Source organism: Microbacterium halotolerans, from assembly GCF_003569805.1.
Classification (GTDB): domain Bacteria; phylum Actinomycetota; class Actinomycetes; order Actinomycetales; family Microbacteriaceae; genus Microbacterium; species Microbacterium halotolerans.
Window position 1 is genome coordinate 125,446 of sequence record NZ_KZ984051.1, and the last position, 18,999, is coordinate 144,444.

Consider the following 18,999-nt stretch of genomic DNA (forward strand, 5'->3'; position numbering starts at 1 on the left):
CTCCCGCGTCGGCAGGGGCCGCGCCGCGGCCTTCGCGGATTCCCACTGGCCCGCTGCTGTGCTCCTGACGGAATCAGCGCCGGACGGCGCAGGTTCGCGCCTACCCCGCCACGAAGCGCTGCGCGACCTCGCATCGGAACGGGTCGCCGTCGCGATAGATCTCGCGAGGCGACCCGGATGGCCGGCGGCCGTCGCAGTCGGCCGCGGCACGCACGGCGTCGAACGCGCGCAGGATCGTGGGGAACTGCACTTCACCGTAGGGCACGTCGACGACGAGCTCCGATCCGGCAGGTTCCGTGCTGTCTGCGTTCGCCGGGTCCGCGACGGCGACGCGCACTTCGATGGGCCCGTCCGATTCCCAACTGACTTCGCCGTGATACACCACGACCAGCGGGCTCGATCTCTCGGCGCTCGCACCCGCACGCTGAGCCAGCGCGACCGCGGAGCGCTCGATGTGCGTCGGAAGGTCGGCCGCGGTCGTGCGCACGGTGCGGGAGACGAAAGCGGCCGCCGGGGAGCGCCTGGCCCGCACGTCCAGCTCTGCCGCGACATCCGGAGTCCGTTCGCCTGTGAGGTCGTCCGCCAGACCGTCGAGCAGCGCCACGGCGCGCTCGTGCGCCCGGATGGTCTCGTCCCGATAGGCGGCCAGGAGCGACCGTCGCTCCCGGCCCGCCGAGTCGAGCACCGCCCCGATGCGTTCGAGCGGCATGCCCGCCCTGCGCAGGAGCGCGATGCTGCGCGCGCGGTCTGCCTGCGCGGAAAGGTAGTAGCGATACCCGGTGTACTCGTCGACGAGATCGGGTGTCAGCAGCCCGCGCCGTTCGTACAGGCGCAGCGCTTTCGCAGACAGCCAGGTGAGCCGGCTGAACTCGCCGATCGACAGCCTCTTCGCCTCATCCGTCACGCCAGCAAGTATGCAACCTCGATAGCCCACTTGCTGCGATCCGGTTCCATCGCGGGGTCGGTGAGGAACTGTTCAGTGCGTCCGCGCCAGTGGATTCCGTCGGCGCGCTCGTCGACGGCGAGCTCCAGTCCCTGCACGGCCGCCCACTGCCACATCTCTCCGTGCACCGTGCCGAGCACGTCCGGTCCGCCCGCGGGGCGCGCGACGAGATAGCGGCCCGACGGGATGATGCCGGTCTCGAACCCGTCGCCGATCTCCATGCAGGCGGGCACGGGTACGGACACGGTGATGTCCATCGGGTCTGCCGCGGTCTTCAGGCGGTGGTACTGATAGATCGGGCCGCCCTCCGGGATCCCGCCAGCTGCGGCGAGCGCCGCATAGAGCTTCGGCACGTGTGCGTTCACGCGGTCCCAGTGCGCGAGCTCACCGGTCATCCGGACCCCGACCCACGGGCGCTCGGCACGCTGCTCAACGGCGAATGTCGTCATCGTCTTCCTCCTGGTCGCCTCCCGCCTCTCGGGAGGGCCAGAACCCAGCACACGCTCTGCCCCAGGGGCAGAGTCAAGCACCGGTTCCCGTCTGCCGCATACGACGGAGGTCGGATGACCGCCCTCACCCCAGTTCCGCGAGCCAGTCCGCCCAGCGCGCCTTCCACTGCTCGCCGTCATCCGGCGTCGGCAGCTTCTCGTGCGTCACCGTCAGCCGGACCCTGTCTTTCGCAGGGTCGAGCGCGAAGGCCACGATGCCCACCGACTCGCCGTCATGCACCGCGTCGAAGCGAAGGCTCTTCGCCGTGGGCTTCGAGCGCAGCGTCGTGGCGACATCCGGAATCAGCTCGCCCCGACGGTCGTGGTCGAGGAGCGCCGCCCGGAGATCGGCGGCATCGAGATCGAGCATGCGGGTGCGGCTCACCGTGAACGTGCCGTCCGTCATCTCGCCCGGCAGCCGGATGCCGGTGATGCGCTCGTAGCCGACCGTCACGCTCTGCGCCCACCACGACCCGACGCCGTGCTCGTCGCGCACCCACGTCGCGATCGCGGTGTGCCCGGCATCGCGCCCCGGACCGGCGTCGACGAGCGCGACCCATTCGTCCCAGCCGCGACCGGTGTTCTTCCGGATGGCCTCCTCGCTCGCCTCGGGTTGCGACACCCAGGCGGCAGGGCCCTGCGTCTGTTCGATGAGCGCCCGGCGCGCGGCGCTGTACCGCTCGCCGGTCTTGGCCATCCGTGCTCGAATGCGCTTCTTGAAACTCTCCTGCGTGGTCATCATCACTCCGTGTTCCGCGACGCCGTCACCGGCTCGCGCCCGGCACACCGCATCGCCCACGGTCGTCGATGTTCCACACGTCGAGCATTCGAGATCCCCTTTGCCTCCGCCGCCGAAGCGGCCCCGGAGGCGCGAGCACCGGGTCGGAGGTCGGGCGGAACGCGCCGCCCTGTGTTCAGGGTAGGCGCACGGCGAAGCGCGGCACAAGAGGCGGGCGGCACAAGCCGACTCTTCAAGTCTCCGGCTTCTCTTCTGCAGGCAGCTGAGGAAAAGCCGGAGACTTGAAGAACTCGAGCGGTCAGAGAACGGGCACCGGCTGCATCCGATCGTTATGTGCATCCGGCGGTCAACAGGCGGATACTCATGGCATGGACCTGTTCACCTTTGCGCGCACCGGCGATACCGTCCTCCTCCAGGAGATCGACGACGGCTACAACGTCAACAGCACCAACGAGCACGGCGAATCGCTCGTCCTGCTCGCCGCGCGGCATGGCCATAGCGGCCTCGTCCGCGGGCTCGTCGCCCGCGGCGCCGACGTGAAATCACCCAACCCGAACGGACTCACACCGGTCGCCGCGGCCGCGGCGAAGGGATACGACGACGTGGTCGGCACCCTCCTGCATGCTGGAGCCGTCCCGCGCGCAGACTTCCCCGCCTACGATTCCGAGCGCATCTGACCAGACGGCTCCGGATGCGCCGGCGGCCTGACAGGCAGACCGTCTTCACAACGACGTGGCCGCGCCGAGAGCTCTCGATCGCGAGTCGCGTTCGCCCGTCGAAGTTGAGGGACATGCTCCGGTGCCGCGTGCGATCCGGGCACCCGTCACATCCAAGACACCTGGCTCATCGACGAACCCTGGCCTGTTCGTGCCGCCCTATGCTAAGCCGGGGAGGGAGCCACCATGCCGGAGGGCGACAGCGCGCATCGCGCCGCGCGGACGCTGCACGCCGTTCTCGCGGGTAGCGTGCTCACGCGATTCGAACTGCGCGTGCCCCGCGTCGCGACCGCCGACCTCCGCGGAGAGCGCGTCGAGAGCGTCCGTGCCGTCGGCAAACACATCCTGCACCGGATCGGGAGCGCCGTTGTGCACACGCACCTCAAGATGGAGGGCGAGTGGCACGTGTACCGGACGGGAGAGCGCTGGCGACGGCCGGGCTTCCGGGCCAGAGCAGTTCTCGATACGGCGACGCACAGCACGATCGGCTTCGACCTCGGCGTCGTCGAGCTCCTCCCCCGCGAACGCGAGCACGAGATCACCGACCGCCTCGGCCCCGACCCGCTCGGCGAGGCGTGGGATCCGGATGAGGCCGCCCGCCTGCTGGGCAAGGACCCTCGCCCAGCGCACGTCGCGCTGCTCGACCAGCGCAGCGTCGCCGGTTTCGGCAACGAGTACGCCAACGAGCTGCTGTTCCTGCGCGGCATCGACCCCCGTACCCCGATGACCGCCGTCGACATCGCGCCGCTCGTCGACCTCGGCGCCCGCGCCATCCGGAGCAACCTCGTCCTGCCCATGCGGAGCTTCACCGGCGACGCCCGGCGCGGTCGCAGTCACTGGGTCTACAACCGCACCGGCCGTCCGTGCCGGCGCTGCGCGACGCCGATCGAGGAGATCGCACTCGGCGCCCAGCCCGATGCGCAGCGCCGCGTGTTCTGGTGTCCCGCCTGCCAGTGGTGACGTGCGACCGCGCCGCCCTACACGGTTCGTCCGGCGCTGTCGCGCTTGAGGTGTCGCGACCGGACGAGCGCTACCGCGCCCGCGAGGAGAAGCACCAGCCCGAACGCGCCGAGCGGCAGCAGGACGGTTCCGCCCGTGACGGCCAGCGAGCCATCATCGCCGGAGTTATCCGAACCGACCGGGGGCTTCGGCGTCTCGTGCGTGGTCTCACACGGATCCTCGACGGTGCAGTCATTCGGCGGGACATCGCCCTCACCCGTGACGACGTTGCGGAGCGTGATCCCATTGGCATCGTCGTTCACCGTGACAGCGTAGGAGACCGTGCGGGTCTCACCCGCAGCAAGAGTGCCCACGTTCCAGGTGATCGTATTGCCATCGCGAACGGCGTTCCCGCCGTCGTCGTCGACGAACTCACCGAACTCCGCGCTGCTCAACACGTCGCTGAGATCATCGGTCACCACGACTGCGTCGACCGCCTCAGCCGAGGCGTTGACCGCTGTCAGCGTGTAGGTGACCGTGTCTCCTGGCTTCACCTCGCTGCCCGATGCCGGGTCGGAGGTCTTCGACAGCGACCACTCAGCCGGCGTCTCGTGCGTGGTCTCGCACGGATCCTCGACGGTGCACTCGGTCGGAGGCTGTTCACCCTCACCCGTGGCTACGTTGCGGAGCGTCACTCCCTTGGCATCGTCGTTCACCGAGACAACGTAGGAGACCGTCCGAGTCTCACCCGCAGCAAGAGTGCCCACGTTCCAGGTGATCATGTTGCCATCGCGAACGGCGTTCCCGCCGTCGTCGTCGACGAACTCGCCGAACTCCGCGTCGTCCAGCACATCGCCCAGATCATCCGTCACCACGACATCGTCGACAGCGCCCTTGCTGGAGTTCTCGGCGGTGAGCGTGTAGGTGATGGTGTCACCTGGCGCGACGACCGAACCCGATGCCGGGTCGGAGGTCTTCGACAACGACCACTCAGCCGGCGTCTCGTGCGTGGTCTCGCACGGATCCTCCACAGAGCACTCGGTCGGCGGGACATCGCCCTCACCCGTGACGACGTTGCGGAGCGTGATCCCCTTGGCGTCGTCGTTCACCGTGACAGCGTAGGAGACCGTCCGAGTCTCACCCGCAGCAAGAGTGCCCGCATTCCAGGTGATCATGTCGCCATCGCGAACGGCGTTCCCGCCGTCGTCGTCGACGAACTCGCCGAACTCCGCGTCGTCCAGCACATCGCCCAGATCATCCGTCACCACGACGTTCCGCGCGGGGAACTCCGAATCGTTCGCCGCAGTGAGCGTGTACGTGATGGTGTCACCCGGTGCGACGACCGAACCCGATGCCGGGTCGGAGGTCTTCGACAGCGACCAGTCGCCCTGCTGCAGCCGGTTCTGGATACCGCCGAGATCGATGGCAAGGGCGTCCTCGTCGATTCCGTCCGAGGTCATGCTGACTTCGATGGGATCCTCGAGGAGCACGTATCCATCGGGAGCGGTCACCTCCGTGAGCAGGTACTCGCCCCAGGGGACGCCGTTCAGCCGGAACTCGCCGACGGCCGGGTCCTGGTCGGGGCCGTCGCACGGCGCCTCGGTGCAGTCGACGATCCCCATCGGGAACCCGGTCGCGTCGTTTCCGTCAGCGACGTCGAGCGACCACTCCGACCCACCGAGCACGTCGTTCGTCGCCTGGTCGGTCTTCGACCAGGTCAGGTCGGGGAGCATCTGCAGGCCGACGGGGGTCTGCTCGATCGGCAGGGTCGAGCGGTCCGAGGAGGCTTCACGGGCGACGATCGCGGCGTTGTTCCACGCCACGCCGTCGAGCGCGCCCTCGGTCGCCGTGGTCTGCACGTTCAGGATGATCTGCTCGGACTCTCCCGACGCGAACTCGCGGCTTCCGAAGTCGACTCTGATGGCCGTCACCTGCGAGTAGTCGGCTGCAGGGGGAGCGACCGACCAGTCGTCGTCGCAGTCTGCGGGTGCGCTGTCGATCGCGCCGCCGCCGGTTCCGGCGAGGTCCCCGCGGCACGGGTTCTCGCTCGTCGAATACTGCACGGTCGCTCCGGCAGGCGTGGTGATCGGGCCCGTGAGGGTCACGGGGAACTCCGAGTCACGCGGCTCGCCAGCCGCACCGGGCAGCGTCAGCGTGTCATCGATGCGCGGCAGGATGTCGTACACGACGACGTTTCGGATATCGACCGATCCGGAGTTCCGCACGTCGAGCGCGTACTCGGCTTCGCCGCCGATCGATGTGGCGCCGATGCCGGGAGCGGCCACCCGTTCCTCATCGTAGGCCCCCTGCACGGTCTTCTCGATACTCGCCCCGGGCGTAGGGAGCACTGTGTAGCTGGCTGTGGCCAGGCATCCGATCGCGGCACTCCGATCCGTCGTCGGGTTCAGATCTACATCGACCATGGTTCCGGTCGGGCAGAGCAGATAGGTCTCCGAGATGTCGGGGCCGGCCTCCGCGGCGGTCAGAAGGTAGTCGTTCGTGTAGGTGCCGGCGGGGACGCCGTCCTTCACCTGGACCTCGAAGCGAACCAGCGCACCCGGACTGCCGAGCTGCATTCCGGGATCGATGTCGGCATCAGGGAATGTGATGGTGACCTTCTGCCGCTGCTCACCGCCGACGGTGACGGTGCTGATGTCGACCTCGGGCTCGCCGAGTCGAGTGACGAGATCATTGCTCGGTGTGTTGTTGGTCTGCGGAAGAACCTGGAGCGAGTCGGGGTCGAACACGAGGTTGGTCGGCAGGTACTCGGTGACCGTAGGAGTGAAGGTCCACTCGCCGTACAGACTGCTCGGGCCCATGTTCGATCGACGGATCGCCAGATCGACCGTCAGCGAGCCGCCGGGCTGAACAGCGGGCACCGCCGGAGGCGTGCCGGGCAGCGCCGGGTCGTACATCGTCTTGATCGGGCGGAGGCTGACCGGCTCCGTCATCACCTGGCGGTAGCCGCAGATGCCTCCGTTGTCGCTCCTGAGCTGAGGCTGCGCCGGGTTCCAGACCTGCCCGCTCTCGAACGTGATGGTGTTGGTGATCGGGCAGTTCTCAACCGTCACGTAGTTCGGGTGCTCGTCCGTCCGTTCGACGTCGAGATCCGGGTTCACGTACTCGGTGTCGACGTTGTCTGTCGTCAGATCCGGGTGCGGGGTGCCGTGGATGTAGACGCGCCCGCCGCCGAACGCGGGGATGTCCGTATCGACCTCGATCTTGGTGATCCACTCACCGGCGGGCACCCCCGGTGCCGGCTCGCTGCTCGTGCTGCCGGCGCAGTAGCGCTTGGTGTAGTCGTTCATCGATGTGCCCGCTGGCAGGATGCACACGCCGGTCGTTCCGGCGTTGGTCGTCCATGCGAGCTCGATCTCGGCGAGGTATCGATCGGTCGAGAAGTTCAGGTCGATGAACGCCGGCTCCGCGCAGTCAGTGTCATCGGCGTTCGTCGGAGACGTCAGCGCACAGGGCATCATGTCCGTGAACTGCCAGCGAGCAGGCCTGGTGTCCGTCGATGAGCCGTGCAGGTTGTAGATCGTTCCGTGCGCCGTCGGGATCCCTCGGTACAGCGGCGCCCCGATAGCCCAGTCGTATCCCGGCCCCTTGCCGACGCTGGCGCCGGGAGTGCCCTCGCGAAGACCGTGGGACGTCGACGAGTCCGAGGTGAGAGGGACGTCCGGCTGTCCCCACGGGTTGGCCGTCACGACGACGGAGTTGGTCACGGCTGTCGTGCTCGGGTCAGCCTCGAAGTCGGGCGACGGATAGCGCACGGTCACCTCAGGGGCGTTCCATTCGACGTGACCGCCCGTGAGCCTGCACCCGTAGGGCGCGGTGTCACTGATGGACGAGCCGAGGTCCCAGACGACCGTGTGGGACCCCGCATCGTAGATTCCGCCCAGGGTCGCCGACACGAACTCCGCGCCGGGCTCGAGTGTGTCGACGAGCCGCAGGTTCTCGAGCGCCTGAACGCCGGGAGCCTCGCAGACATCGCGCATACGCTTCGCGTACTGCGTGGTGCTCGTTCCGAACTGCGATTCGTACCCGACCAGCAGGCGGTACGTCACCTGCTGGTCCACGTACGGCACATCCGTCGGGAAGGTTCGCGTCTTGACCGTCTTGAGCGAGACGCTCGACTCGACGACGGTCTGCTCTTCCCCGTCCTCGTTCGCGGTCACCGTCGTCGCGCCGTCCGCAGTGAATGTCCCGATCGGGGTGATCGTGGCGCCGTCCGGCGTCACCGAGTTGGGCGGCAGCAGGGTGAACGTCAGTGTTCCGGATGCGCCGGTGGAGACGACGTCGGGCAGGTTCCACACCAGCACCTGGTTCGGGGCGGTTCCCTCGATGCTCGCTGTTCCGCCCGATACTCCGCTCTGGCTCGTGACGCTGAGAGGAATGCCATCGGGGAACGCGTCCGAGTCGGCCTGCGCGGCAGGCACGGGCACCTCGATGCGGCCGTTGTCGCACGATCCGGCGCCGGAACAGCTCCACTGGATGCGGAAGCTGGCGCCCTGCCCTGACTGAACCGACGGATCCACTGACTCCAGCGTCAGGTTCAGAGTGCCGCCGGCGGCATACGCCGGCGCAGCGTTGCCCGGAAGCAGCATCCAGAGCACGGCGAATGTCGCCAGGAACGTGAGGAACAATCTGCCTCTGCGCACCAACGCTTCGCGGGCGGGTCTGCGGTGTGTGTCCACGAACGGACTCCTCACAAGTCAAATCTTCGTGCGACGACTCGCGCCGCGCACTCTCTGCGGCGAGGCAGACCCATCGGAAGACGGCACTTCCCCACCAGAAGCCTCCCCCCACGGTGCGCTCCACCCACGTTTATAGGTCAGAACCGAGATTTCGGCGAGACCTCGAGTGAATATGACCCCTGAAAGGGGTCGACGTGATCGGTTGAGCGCCGCGCACACGAAGACGCGACGACATCACGGAGGACGTGCTTCAGCCGAACGTCGGACCCCTGTCGGGGCCATACAGGAGGTCACGCGACACCTTTCAGCAATCTCGCACTCTCATCAGAGTGATGAACACACACGCGGTGCTGTCTGCGCGCGCTAGCCCGCGCTCAGAGCGAATCGATCCTCGGAAGCTTCGCCGAATCGCAGTCGTCGACGCATCGACGCTGCAACGACGTGGCATCGCGCAGGCGCTGAACCGGCCGCCTTACCGCCGCGTCACGCACACCGCGGCGAGCGTGGACGTGTTCCTTGCGCAGGTCGAATACGATCATCGATGGCCGCATCTTCTCGTGGTCGCGTTCCCGCCGCGTCCTGCGCCGAGCGAAGTGCTGGCCGCGGCGGCTCCCGCTGTGCGCAGCCGACTTCGCGTCCTCGCCGTGACAGCGGGGCGCACCGACAGCGACGTCCGCAGCGTCCTCGAGGCCGAGTTCGACGGCGTCATCGCAGCACAGGACAGCGAGCACGAGCTCCGGCAGATCGTCGATGCCGCACTCCACGGCGTCACCACAGTATCGGCGAGCATCCGCGCTCTCATCGATGCACCATCGGAACGACCTCGGCTCAGCATGCAGGAGGAGCGCGTGCTGACGCACTATGCCGCGGGCATGACGATCAGCCAGACCGCCGCGATGATCGGCGTGCGTCACGATACGGCACGCAAGTACCTCAGTCGAGTGAAGGCGAAGTACGCGGCTGCGGGCTTTGTCGCCCGCACGCGGCTCGACCTCTCGCGCCTCGCCCGCCGCGACGGCTACGTCTCGCTGGACCTCTCGAACTGAAAGCCAGCCCGATGGCGACGCGCCCATTCTGCCGAGGGCGTCGGGATCGCGGCGGCCGGAGCGCTCGCTCTGCTCGCACTCGGCGGCGGTATTCTCCACGCGCGCCGCAGCGCGCATACGCATCGGCACGACTCGAGAGCGGGGCGGAGATCTCGGCTGATAACCGCCCCGCTCTCACGCGCATCGCCAGCCGGAATCCAGGCATTATGGTTGTAACCACCGAGTGACTTTCTCTCCCGTTCGCGATACGCTCCGCACCATCGCGACTCTCGTAGCCAGACCTCACCACCGGAGCCCGGTGAGACTGACGACCCCTGGGGACCGAATGACCACCACGATCACCGATCACGATTCCGTCGACGAGACGCCGGGCGACGAGGCCCTGCTCTCGCGCCTGCGCGACGGCGACACCGTCGCATACGACGTGCTCTGGGCGAAGCACATCGGCGCCGCACTCCGCCTCGGACACCGCCTGGCCCCCGGGCGCGGCGAAGACCTCGCTTCTGAGGCGTTCCTCGCAGTGTACCGGCAGGTCACCACGACCGCGTCCGGCCCGACGTCAGCGTTCCGCGCCTACCTGTTCACCGTGATGCGCAACACGGCGAAGAAGTGGCGCCTCGAGCAGCAGAGCATCGACGTCTTCGCCGACATCGAGCAGGTCGACGAGGACGACGCGCTGAAGATCGTGGAAGAGCAGGCGGAAGCGTCGGAGCTGCTGGACGCCTTTCGAGCACTTCCCGAGCGGTGGCAGCGGGTGCTGTGGCTCGTCGAAGTCGAAGGCGCGAAACGAGCCGCGATCGCCGCCGATCTGGGCATCCGGCCGAACGCCGTCTCATCTCTGCAGCGCCGCGCACGTGCCGGCCTCCGCGAGCAGTGGCTCACTCGACTCGTCCCCGCTCAGCTGCGTGACGACCCGCAGCATGTCGGGGCGCTTGTCCCTTCCTACGTCCTCGGCAGCGCGACATCGAAAGTCGTGAGAGCCGTCGACGCTCATTCGGAGATCTGTGACGCATGCGCTGACGTCATCACGGAGGTGCGCGCGTCGTCGGTGCGAATCAAGCGCACCACACTCTCGGCCGTCGGCTTTGCGGCACTCGGCTCGGCCGTCTCGGTCTCCTCGCCGATCGTGCCGGCGGTCGCGATCGGCGGTGCGGCACTCATGTTCGGAGGAGCGGGGCTGGGCCTCGGAGCCATCGGCACGATCGCTGCCGGATCGCTGGCCGTCATCACGGTGGGGTCGCTCGCCGTCGGGCTGCTCGACAGCGGAGGTCGCAGTTCCGCCGCCGATGCCGACGTGCCGAGCACGAAAGCCCTCTCGACGCAGGTCCTGCCGCCGGAGAACGGCAAGGCCGCCGCCGACGAGGACCGAGACGGCACAGGCTCCCCGGCCCCGAAGGAGCCCGAACCTCCCGGCCAGGACTCCGAGTCGGCACCAGACCTCGCGCCGGAGACGGGTCGCCACAACACCGACCCGGATGTGCCCGACGTCGACGTATCCGATAGGACCTCCGGTGACGGTTGGGCCTACCCGGATTCACCTGACCCCGCGCCGACCGATTCCGTCCCCGACCCGCGGCCCGACGACTCGTCGACGGGAGGCACAGACGACGATCCGACCGACGACCCGCCGCCCGTCGTGGAAGCACCGCTGAGCCCTGGACTGTCAACGCCGAGCTCTTCGACCGTCTACCTCGCCCCTGTCATCGCTGGGGCGACTCGTCCCGACGCACAGGTCACGGTCGAGTACGAGGGAGACCGATATCTGCCGGACATCGCGCCCGACGGCTCGTGGACGTTCGACTTCCGCCGACTGAACACCTATGGCGCAGGAACGTACACCTACCGTGTATGGGCGTTCACCGCCGACGATCAATCGATCTCGAAGTCGGGGACGTTCGACGTCATCCCGATCGTCGTCGATGGTTTCACAGATCCTCAGGAGGTCATCCCGCTGGACGAGGCCTCCACGACCGGCGTGACGATCTCGATCCAGGGTCCGGCGAACGGCCGGGTGTGCCTCAGTGAGATGAGCGGCGCTTCCACTGAGATCCCACTCGACGAGAACGGACGCACGGTCGGGCGGATCGTCGTGCAAGAGGCCTTCTGGTACATGTTCACGCTGTTCGCGTGCGCCCCGATGTCGGACGCCTCCGGCTCGACGGCTACGTACTTCGGCGCGTCTGTCGAGGGCTATCTCAATGCCGAGGACCCCGATGTTCTCGTCCCATCTCCCTGGGGCCCTGGCCCTGAGGCGGTCACGTTCGACTTCCCGGAGCCCTGAGCTCACCGCGGCGACGTGGAAGGCGGCCCGTGCCGGGAGCTCTGGGGAATCCTCCGCGGCACGGGCCAGCGCGGCAAGATGATCGGAGCACCGCCGCGCCCTTCCACAGGAAGAGAGTCACCTGCTGCGAAAAGGTGTCGCACGAACTCAGCATCTTCCGGGAAAGGCGAGGAGCCTGTGCCGCCAGCCGGCTGGGCCGGTGCTGCACAATGCAGCTCGAGAGGAGATCGCGCTCGGTACCCGCCCCACGCACAGCGCCGCGTGTTCCTCCGCCCTCGCCGCCAGGCCCCGGATGAGCCAAGCGCGCCGCGCGCATACGAATGATCAGAACATTTCGTCGCATGACAGAGCGGTTGTGGGGGTGCGGCGACCGCGGCAGAGTGGAACGCGATTGACATCACTATGTATTGAGGCACCGGGCGGCATCCCGCGCCTCGACTCCGGATGCCGCGGCCGATTCGCACCCGGCTCGCGGCATCCGGATCTTCGTGCGGGCGTCGTCCTCCGTCGATACGCTCGTCAGGTTACAGCCGTGAAGCCGCAGGCCTGCTCGCCGAACGCCGTGACTCCATCGGACTCGACGTGCATGAACGCGAAGAACGACATCTCGTCAGACCACACCAGCGCGAGGTCGTCGTCCGGCGCATCGGAGAGACCGAGCGGCAGGAACCAGCTGTCGACGGCCACCGCCGTATCAGCACCCTCGACCGGGGCAACCGCGACTTCGGTCTTGGTCATCGCCTCACCATCTTGCCACGAGCTGCGCGGGCAGTGCCCACCCCACGCCGCAAACGGCTCGCTCTGCACCGGATATGCCTCTCCCCCGAACTCGCGCACGTCGACGGTGCGGGCGAACTCCTCGGAGCTGCCGTCGGCGCACACGTCGATGCCGAGCGAGGGATCGTACAGCGTGCCCTCGATGCGCAGCTCCTCGTCGACAGCGGTCACGCTCGTGACCGAGTCGCCGCAGCGCGAGGCCCGCGCTACCGGGTACTCCAGCTGAGACGCGGAACCGTCCTCCGCGCCGAGCCAGACGTACCAGAGCCGCTCGAAGCCGTTTCCGTCGAGCTGGTCGATCGTCACCGCGAGGTCGAGCACGCCGTCGCCGTTGAGGTCGGTCGATACGTCCTCCTCGCCCGCCGTGTAGATCCGGCCGATGTCATCCGTTGCGGTTCCCGCCGAGATCGGCACCGTGATCGGTTCGCGCAGGCCCTCCGGTGAGTACAGCCACTCCGCGTCCGCGACGATCGCGCGCAGCTCGTCCTCGGTTGGCCCGGTGGGTTCGGCTTCCGCCGTCGCAGTGGGCGCTGAGTCCGTCGGCGTCGGGGTGCTCTCATCCGGGTCCTGATCTCCCGTTCCCGTGTCGGCGCAGGCTGCGAGCCCCATCATCAGGCCCGCGATCGCAAGCAGCGCGACCGCGCGCCTGCCGCCGATCATCGCCCCGCTCCGATCACTGCATGCGGATCCACCGGCAGCGGGGCCGCGGCCGCGGCGCTCAGCGCCTGCGCGAGCATCTCGGGGAAGCGCGCCGGGTATGTCTCAAGGCGGGCTGCACCGTTGATGCTGAGGCTCGTGACGAGAAGTGCGTTGCGCCCCATCACCATCCCCGCGATGGCAACGGACTCCCGTTCGCCGACCGGACGGGATTGGATCGCTTTGAGGCGGTCCGTGACATACGAGATGTCACCGGGCGCGAACTGCGCGACGAGGTTCTCGACGTACGCCCACACCGCGCCGCCCGAATGCGTCTCAGGGCCTCCCACGCGATAGCAGACGGCGCCGACGAGATCCCGGATGACGCCCTCCGCCGCGGGCCGCGACAACGAGATGGCACGAATCGTATCGCGCTGGCCAGATGCATCGGTCGTCTCGAACACCGAGAAGAGTGCGTCACCCATCAGGTTCGCCCGTGTGGTCTGCGACAGCACAGATTCCTCGGTTCCCGTGGTGCGGCTCGTGGAGTCGGTCACACCGGTGGAGCTGCCGTAGTAGTTCGACTGCGCCGCGCCGCCCATCCCCGTGCCGCCTGTGCCGTGCACCGCGGTGCCGGACTGCGACGAGTGCGTCACGCCGAACGTGCGCGTGGTGGTGTTGATCGTGGTGAGCACCTGACCCTGCGTGTCCTGGTCGAAGTGCCGGTCGACCTCGATCACCGTCGCTCCGTTCACGTGCATGAGAGAGCCGTCGGAGGCGTAGGCCTCGGAACGCGACCGGTTCAGGAGCTGCCCGATCGCCTGAGTGAGAGCGACGGAACGCTTGCGGTCCTCGCGATCGAACGCCCGCGCGCGCAACTCGGCGACGAGCCCGATGATGAAGAAGACGAGCCCGAGCAGGAAGAACAGCCCGCCGAAGAATCCGCTCATCAGGAACGCCTGCGCGAACGGCGGCGCCTCCGGCGCAGAGGAGAGAAAGCTCGCGAGCACCGCAGAGCACAGGAACCACACGACCAACAGGATGATGCCCCAGACGAGCAGGCCCCGCTTGCGCTTTCGGCGAGCAAGCGGTGACGATCCGCGATACGGACTCGCTGAACCGCTCATCTTCGTTTCCTCTCATACCGGAGTATCGCGATCTCCCGCTCTTGGGGCTGAGAGTAGCAGTCCCCGGGTCCGCTGTCAGCAGGCAGCGGACCCGGGGACGAACGCGTGATCAGTGCCGCGGGAACGCGGAAGCGCCTCTCCCTGGATGATCCGGGCGAGGCGCTTCCGCGGTGCGCGCTACTGTCGGCTGTACGGGTTCTGCGGGGGCTGGCCGTACGGCGCCGGCTCCCCCTGCGGCTGAACGGGAGGCTGACCCTGTTGGCCGTAGGGCGCCCCGCCCGGATACGGCTGGGGCTGACCGAACTGTGCGTACGGGGACTGGCCCGGCTGCGGCTGCGGATGACCGGGTTGCGCTGGCGCCTGGTGCCCCTGCTGGTACGGCGCCTGTGCGGGCTGCTGGCCGAACTGCGCGGCACCGGGCTGGCCGGGCGCCGGGTACGGCTGCGGCGAGCGCGGCTTCTTCTTCTGCGTCGGCATCACCATGACGATCCCCGCCACGAGCATCAGGAGCGACAGGATGAGCAGCAGGTACACGCCGAAGCCGACGTCGGCGCTCACACCGAGGCCGACACCGGCGGCCTCACTCGCACCGCTGAACACCGCGATCGAGTCGACGATGCCGATCACCGCAGCCACCATGCCCAGCACGGCCGTCGTGACGCGGGCCCACGTCGCCTTCATCACGATGGCGACGACGCCGCCAGCGATCACCAGCAGGAAGGCGACCAGAAGCAGGACGCCGTCACCCGAATCCCAGAAGGTGACGCTCTGCGACGCCCCCGCGACCGACACTGAGACGGCGGGCAGGAAGATCGGAAGGATCGCCAGCAGCGCGAGCGCTGGGAGAACGAAACCCGCGAGGGAGACGAACTTCGCCATCGGGGTGGCGTCCTTCTCGTTCGCTGCCTGCTGGAAGTCTCTGGCCGCGCCCTGTGCCGCCGGGACCGCGTGCTGCGGGGAGGAGTCCTTCGCGCCGGGTTCCACCTGGTGCGCACCCGCCGAGGCCTTCTCCCACGGCTCTTCCGGGCGCTGCGGCTGGCCGACCTCGCCGGCGGCGACCGCCGCCTGATACTCAGCCGTGCTCGGTTCACGACCCGCGCGCTGGCGGAACTCTGCCGCCCACTGGTCGGGGCTGATGGGTCCCGGACGCTGCGGCTGCCGATCCGGTGCCGGCCGCTGTGCGTACGGCGACTGGCCGCCCTGCGTCGGCTGCTGCGGTGCACCCGCGGCGCCGGGCCCTGCCTGCGGCGGGTATCCCGGCTGGCCGAACGCACCCTGCTGTCCGTACGGCATCTGCTGGCCGTAGCCCGCGGAAGGCTGCGCGCCCTGCGACCCGGCCGCTGCGGTGTCCGGAGTCCGTCCGTATGCCTGCTGCGTCCCCGGGGTCTCGGCCGGCGGCGCACTCGCCGCCTGCACACCGTGCGCACGCAGCCAGTCGGCGAGTTCGGGGTAGCAGTTCGGGTGGGCGAGCACGGAAGGGCGCAGATCGGGCCGCGCCGTGGCGAGATGTCCGAGTGTGGCCTGATCGAACTGCGGATCACGCAGCAGATCCTGCTCGGTGTACATCGAAAGATCGTGGCCAGGCATCATTCCCCCAGTTCGTGCTGCGACCGGAGGGTGAACCGGCCGACCGCCGCCCCCGAGGGCATGGCGAACACCGCAAGCCTATCGCCCGCACGCAACGCCGCGGGAGGGGGCAGAGTTCCGCACGACTCAGCCGCTCCGCACCCCCGACCGTTCCGGTGCGAGGAATCGCCGCCATACCCCGGGCACAGCGGCAGGATGCCGCACCCGCGCAGCTCGGCGCGACACCCGAGCTGCGCGGCGCACTCAGCCCTCCGCCGAGGAGATCCGGATGGACGCCGCCCAGTCCGCAACCCACGACGGCAGCTCGATGTCGTCGGGAGCATCGCCCGACGCCTCGAGCAGCTCTGCCGTGCTGACCGTTCCGCCCGAGCGCTTGAGGAACCGCGCCTGCACGACGGCCCGGGCGATGAGCTTCCCGCCGCGGCGGAACTCCTGCTGCATGTATGCCGCGCGCTCGTCGAAGCCGAGCACGCGCGTCGTCACCACGAAGCGCTGCCACAGCTTCAGCGAGCGCTTGTAGGTGATGGTCTGCGCGCCGACCACGGGGTACCAGCCGCGCCGCGTCACCTCCTGCATGTACCCGGATCGCATCGTGAGATCGGTGCGCCCCAGATCCATCAGCCCGAGGTAGCGGGCGTTGTTCATGTGCCGCAGCGGGTCGAGGTCGGTCGGCCATACCCGGAACGGGGTGCGCGTCTCACTCCACAGCGAGACGCGCGGCGCTCGGCGCAGACGGAGGGTGAGCAGGAGCAGCCGGAAGTACAGATTCACACCGTTCAGTACATCAGTCGCAGACGAGATCTGGTGCGGCCGTCGTCGAGGTCGTACAAATCACCTCGGATCCCGCGCGGAAGAACAGTCCGTGCGATACGAACGAGCCGCACGCTGCCGCCCCATCCGGTCGCACCCGCCGCCCATCCGGTTCTCGTACGCTGGGAGCGTGCATGCGAAGATCCTGCTCTACTACGTCTTCACACCGATCGCCGACCCCGAAGCGATCCGGCTGTGGCAGCGCGACCTGTGCGAGTCCCTGGGGCTGCGCGGGCGCCTGCTGATCTCGCGCCACGGGCTCAACGGCACTCTCGGCGGCGAGATGTCGGCGCTGAAGCGATACGTGCGCAAGACCAAGGAGTACCGGGCGTTCAAGGGCATCGACTTCAAGTGGTCGGAGGGCACGGGGCTCGACGATGACGGCCTGAGCTGCGATTTCCCGAGGCTGTCGGTGAAGGTGCGCGACGAGATCGTGTCGTTCGGTGCCCCGGATGAGCTGGTCGTCGATGAGACGGGCGTGGTCGGCGGCGGCACCCATCTGGCCCCGGATGAGCTGAACCGGCTGGTCGACGAACGCGACGACGTGGTGTTCTTCGACGGTCGCAATGCGTTCGAGGCCGAGATCGGCCGGTTCGACGGCGCGGTCGTTCCGGATGTCACCACGACGCACGACTTCGTCACCGAACTCGATTCGGGCAGGTACGACCATCTCAAGGACAAGCCGGTCGTCACCTACTGCACCGGCGGCATCCGGTGCGAGGTGCTCTCGAGCCTGATGGTGAAGCGCGGCTTCGGCGAGGTGTATCAGCTCGACGGCGGCATCGTGCGCTACGCGGAGAAATTCGGCAACGACGGGCTCTGGCGCGGTTCGCTGTACGTGTTCGACGGCCGCGAGTCGCTTGCATTCGGCGACGAGGTGATCGGAAGCTGCGCCTCCTGCGGCGGCCCGACCGACCGGATGGTCGACTGCGCCGACGACGCCTGTCGCGCCAGGGTGGTGCTGTGCGAGCGCTGCGGCGAGCGCGCCGCCTGCCGCGAGCACGCCGCGGTGCTGCAGAAGTAGCCAGCAACACGTTCCGGTGCGCGACACCGACCTGACGTCACCGGGTGCAATTCGTCATTTCTGGCACATCTCCGGTGCTGTGCACCCCATGAGATGTGCCAGAAATGACGAATTGCACCCAAGTCACGCGAACCCGGGGCGTCAGGGTGAGGCGAGGAGAGCTGCGACTTCCGCGGCTGTGGGCACGGCAGGCTGGGCGCCGGGGCGAGTGACGGCGATCGCGCTGGCGGCGGCGCCGGCGCGAGCGGCCGCGACGAGCGCGTCGAGGTCGAGCGGGCCGCGGCCGAGGTGCGCGGCGAACACTCCGCAGAACGTGTCGCCGGCGCCCGTGGTGTCGACCGGGGTGACGGGGAACGCGGGCACCTGTGCGCGCTCCGGTCCGAGGGCGATGATCGAGCCGACTGCTCCGAGCGTGACGACCAGCGCCGGCACCCGCGCCGCGAGCAGGTCGACCGCCTCGGACTGATCGGCGACGCCTGCGATGTCGAGCAGCTCGTGCTCGTTCACGATGAGCACGTCGACCTTGTCGAGCACGCGCTCGGCGACATCCGGGCTCGTCAGCGGCTCCGAGGGCGCGGCGTTCAGCACGAACAGTGCGCCGTCACCTCGTGCATCGGCCGCCGCCTCGACCAGTTCGACAGGCACCTCGAGCTGTGCGGCGACGGTATCGGCGGCCGCGACGATTCCGCGCTGTGCGTCGTTCAGCGATGTCAGCGCACCGTTGGCCCCGGCGACCACGACGATGGCGTTCTCGGCGTCGTCGTCGACGGAGATGAGGGCGACGCCGCTCGGCTCCGCCGCTGTCGCCAGGCCCGACACGTCGATGCCGTCGGCTTCGAGCCACGCCCGCAGCTGCCTGCCATCCGGATCATCACCCACTGCGCCGATGAACGCCGCGTCGGCACCGCCGGCGCGCGCCGCGCCCACGACCTGGTTCGCGCCTTTGCCCCCGCCACCGCGCGACGAGCCGGTTGCGAGCAGCGTCTCGCCCGGCCCCGGGATGCGCGGAACCCGCGCGACGACATCCATGTTGACGCTTCCGACCACGGCGATGCTCATCGTCCACTCCTCCTGCGCACCGGGCGGCGCACCCACCCATCCTGCCGCACGCCGGCCTGAGCCCGCCGCCCGACACAACGCAGTCGATCTGTCGGTTCATCCTCCGCCGTGCCGCGGAACTCCGCGAACC

Annotated in this window: 14 protein-coding genes; 5 read left to right on the plus strand and 9 right to left on the minus strand. The window is 68.5% G+C overall.

Annotated features, from left to right (window positions below):
* Nucleotides 1–100 precede the first annotated feature (100 nt).
* The 3 genes from DZG09_RS00590 to DZG09_RS00600 form a co-directional block, all read right to left on the minus strand.
* A complete protein-coding gene (locus DZG09_RS00590; RefSeq protein WP_162893066.1) occupies nucleotides 101–904 on the minus strand; it encodes a MerR family transcriptional regulator in 804 nt (267 codons plus the stop codon).
* Complete coding sequence (locus tag DZG09_RS00595) at nucleotides 901–1,392, minus strand: GyrI-like domain-containing protein (RefSeq protein WP_119695817.1); 492 nt, start codon at nucleotides 1,390–1,392, stop codon at nucleotides 901–903. The genes DZG09_RS00590 and DZG09_RS00595 overlap by 4 nt, the downstream gene beginning before the upstream one ends.
* Nucleotides 1,393–1,516: 124 nt before the next feature.
* Nucleotides 1,517–2,170, minus strand: coding sequence for a DUF4287 domain-containing protein (locus tag DZG09_RS00600; RefSeq protein ID WP_162893067.1), 654 nt, complete (start codon nucleotides 2,168–2,170; stop codon nucleotides 1,517–1,519).
* Nucleotides 2,171–2,538: 368 nt separating this feature from the next.
* Here DZG09_RS00600 and DZG09_RS00605 point away from each other — a divergent pair, with 368 nt between their 5' ends.
* Both DZG09_RS00605 and DZG09_RS00610 read left to right on the plus strand, forming a co-directional pair.
* Entirely contained in the window at nucleotides 2,539–2,847 is a 309-nt protein-coding gene (locus DZG09_RS00605) for an ankyrin repeat domain-containing protein (protein ID WP_119695819.1), read from the plus strand.
* Nucleotides 2,848–3,072: 225 nt separating this feature from the next.
* Complete coding sequence (locus tag DZG09_RS00610) at nucleotides 3,073–3,846, plus strand: DNA-formamidopyrimidine glycosylase family protein (RefSeq protein ID WP_119695820.1); 774 nt, start codon at nucleotides 3,073–3,075, stop codon at nucleotides 3,844–3,846.
* A 17-nt stretch (nucleotides 3,847–3,863) separates the two neighbouring features.
* On the opposite strand, the gene DZG09_RS00615 is transcribed toward DZG09_RS00610, so the two are convergent.
* Nucleotides 3,864–8,522: a DUF7927 domain-containing protein gene (locus DZG09_RS00615; protein WP_162893068.1), complete on the minus strand. Its 4,659-nt coding sequence runs from the start codon at nucleotides 8,520–8,522 to the stop codon at nucleotides 3,864–3,866.
* 332 nt (nucleotides 8,523–8,854) lie between these two features.
* Between DZG09_RS00615 and DZG09_RS00620 the strand changes: the two genes are divergently transcribed.
* Nucleotides 8,855–9,568, plus strand: a complete 714-nt coding sequence (locus DZG09_RS00620; protein ID WP_162893069.1) for a helix-turn-helix transcriptional regulator — start codon at nucleotides 8,855–8,857, stop codon at nucleotides 9,566–9,568.
* 325 nt (nucleotides 9,569–9,893) lie between these two features.
* Nucleotides 9,894–11,849 carry an RNA polymerase sigma factor gene (locus DZG09_RS00625; protein WP_119695823.1) on the plus strand — a complete coding sequence of 652 codons (1,956 nt, stop codon included), beginning with the start codon at nucleotides 9,894–9,896 and terminating at the stop codon, nucleotides 11,847–11,849.
* 519 nt (nucleotides 11,850–12,368) lie between these two features.
* On the opposite strand, the gene DZG09_RS00630 is transcribed toward DZG09_RS00625, so the two are convergent.
* From DZG09_RS00630 to DZG09_RS00645, 4 genes are all read right to left on the minus strand, one after another.
* A complete protein-coding gene (locus DZG09_RS00630; RefSeq protein ID WP_119695824.1) occupies nucleotides 12,369–13,286 on the minus strand; it encodes a hypothetical protein in 918 nt (305 codons plus the stop codon).
* Entirely contained in the window at nucleotides 13,283–14,389 is a 1,107-nt protein-coding gene (locus DZG09_RS00635; protein ID WP_119695825.1) for a hypothetical protein, read from the minus strand. The genes DZG09_RS00630 and DZG09_RS00635 overlap by 4 nt, the downstream gene beginning before the upstream one ends.
* A gap of 177 nt (nucleotides 14,390–14,566) precedes the next feature.
* Nucleotides 14,567–15,955, minus strand: a complete 1,389-nt coding sequence (locus DZG09_RS00640; protein ID WP_119695826.1) for a variant leucine-rich repeat-containing protein — start codon at nucleotides 15,953–15,955, stop codon at nucleotides 14,567–14,569.
* 264 nt (nucleotides 15,956–16,219) lie between these two features.
* On the minus strand, nucleotides 16,220–16,747 hold the full coding sequence (locus DZG09_RS00645; RefSeq protein ID WP_119695827.1) for an acyl-CoA thioesterase: 528 nt from the start codon (nucleotides 16,745–16,747) through the stop codon (nucleotides 16,220–16,222).
* Between the two features lie 169 nt (nucleotides 16,748–16,916).
* On the opposite strand from DZG09_RS00645, the gene trhO reads away from it, so the two are divergent.
* Nucleotides 16,917–17,810: an oxygen-dependent tRNA uridine(34) hydroxylase TrhO gene (gene trhO, locus DZG09_RS00650; RefSeq protein WP_119695828.1), complete on the plus strand. Its 894-nt coding sequence runs from the start codon at nucleotides 16,917–16,919 to the stop codon at nucleotides 17,808–17,810.
* Nucleotides 17,811–17,951: 141 nt separating this feature from the next.
* Here the strand turns inward: trhO and DZG09_RS00655 are convergent, their stop codons facing one another.
* Nucleotides 17,952–18,869: a ribokinase gene (locus DZG09_RS00655; RefSeq protein ID WP_119697296.1), complete on the minus strand. Its 918-nt coding sequence runs from the start codon at nucleotides 18,867–18,869 to the stop codon at nucleotides 17,952–17,954.
* Nucleotides 18,870–18,999 lie beyond the last annotated feature (130 nt).

What these genes read in the sequence shown, in the direction of transcription:
- DZG09_RS00655 (WP_119697296.1), bottom strand. Translation starts at nt 18,869, where the DNA reads ATGAGCATCGCCGTGGTCGGAAGCGTCAACATGGATGTCGTCGCGCGG.
- DZG09_RS00600 (WP_162893067.1), bottom strand. Translation starts at nt 2,170, where the DNA reads ATGACCACGCAGGAGAGTTTCAAGAAGCGCATTCGAGCACGGATGGCC.
- DZG09_RS00595 (WP_119695817.1), bottom strand. Translation starts at nt 1,392, where the DNA reads ATGACGACATTCGCCGTTGAGCAGCGTGCCGAGCGCCCGTGGGTCGGG.
- DZG09_RS00625 (WP_119695823.1), top strand. Translation starts at nt 9,894, where the DNA reads ATGACCACCACGATCACCGATCACGATTCCGTCGACGAGACGCCGGGC.
- DZG09_RS00620 (WP_162893069.1), top strand. Translation starts at nt 8,855, where the DNA reads ATGAACACACACGCGGTGCTGTCTGCGCGCGCTAGCCCGCGCTCAGAG.
- DZG09_RS00610 (WP_119695820.1), top strand. Translation starts at nt 3,073, where the DNA reads ATGCCGGAGGGCGACAGCGCGCATCGCGCCGCGCGGACGCTGCACGCC.
- DZG09_RS00640 (WP_119695826.1), bottom strand. Translation starts at nt 15,955, where the DNA reads ATGTACACCGAGCAGGATCTGCTGCGTGATCCGCAGTTCGATCAGGCC.
- DZG09_RS00605 (WP_119695819.1), top strand. Translation starts at nt 2,539, where the DNA reads ATGGACCTGTTCACCTTTGCGCGCACCGGCGATACCGTCCTCCTCCAG.
- DZG09_RS00635 (WP_119695825.1), bottom strand. Translation starts at nt 14,389, where the DNA reads ATGAGCGGTTCAGCGAGTCCGTATCGCGGATCGTCACCGCTTGCTCGC.
- DZG09_RS00630 (WP_119695824.1), bottom strand. Translation starts at nt 13,286, where the DNA reads ATGATCGGCGGCAGGCGCGCGGTCGCGCTGCTTGCGATCGCGGGCCTG.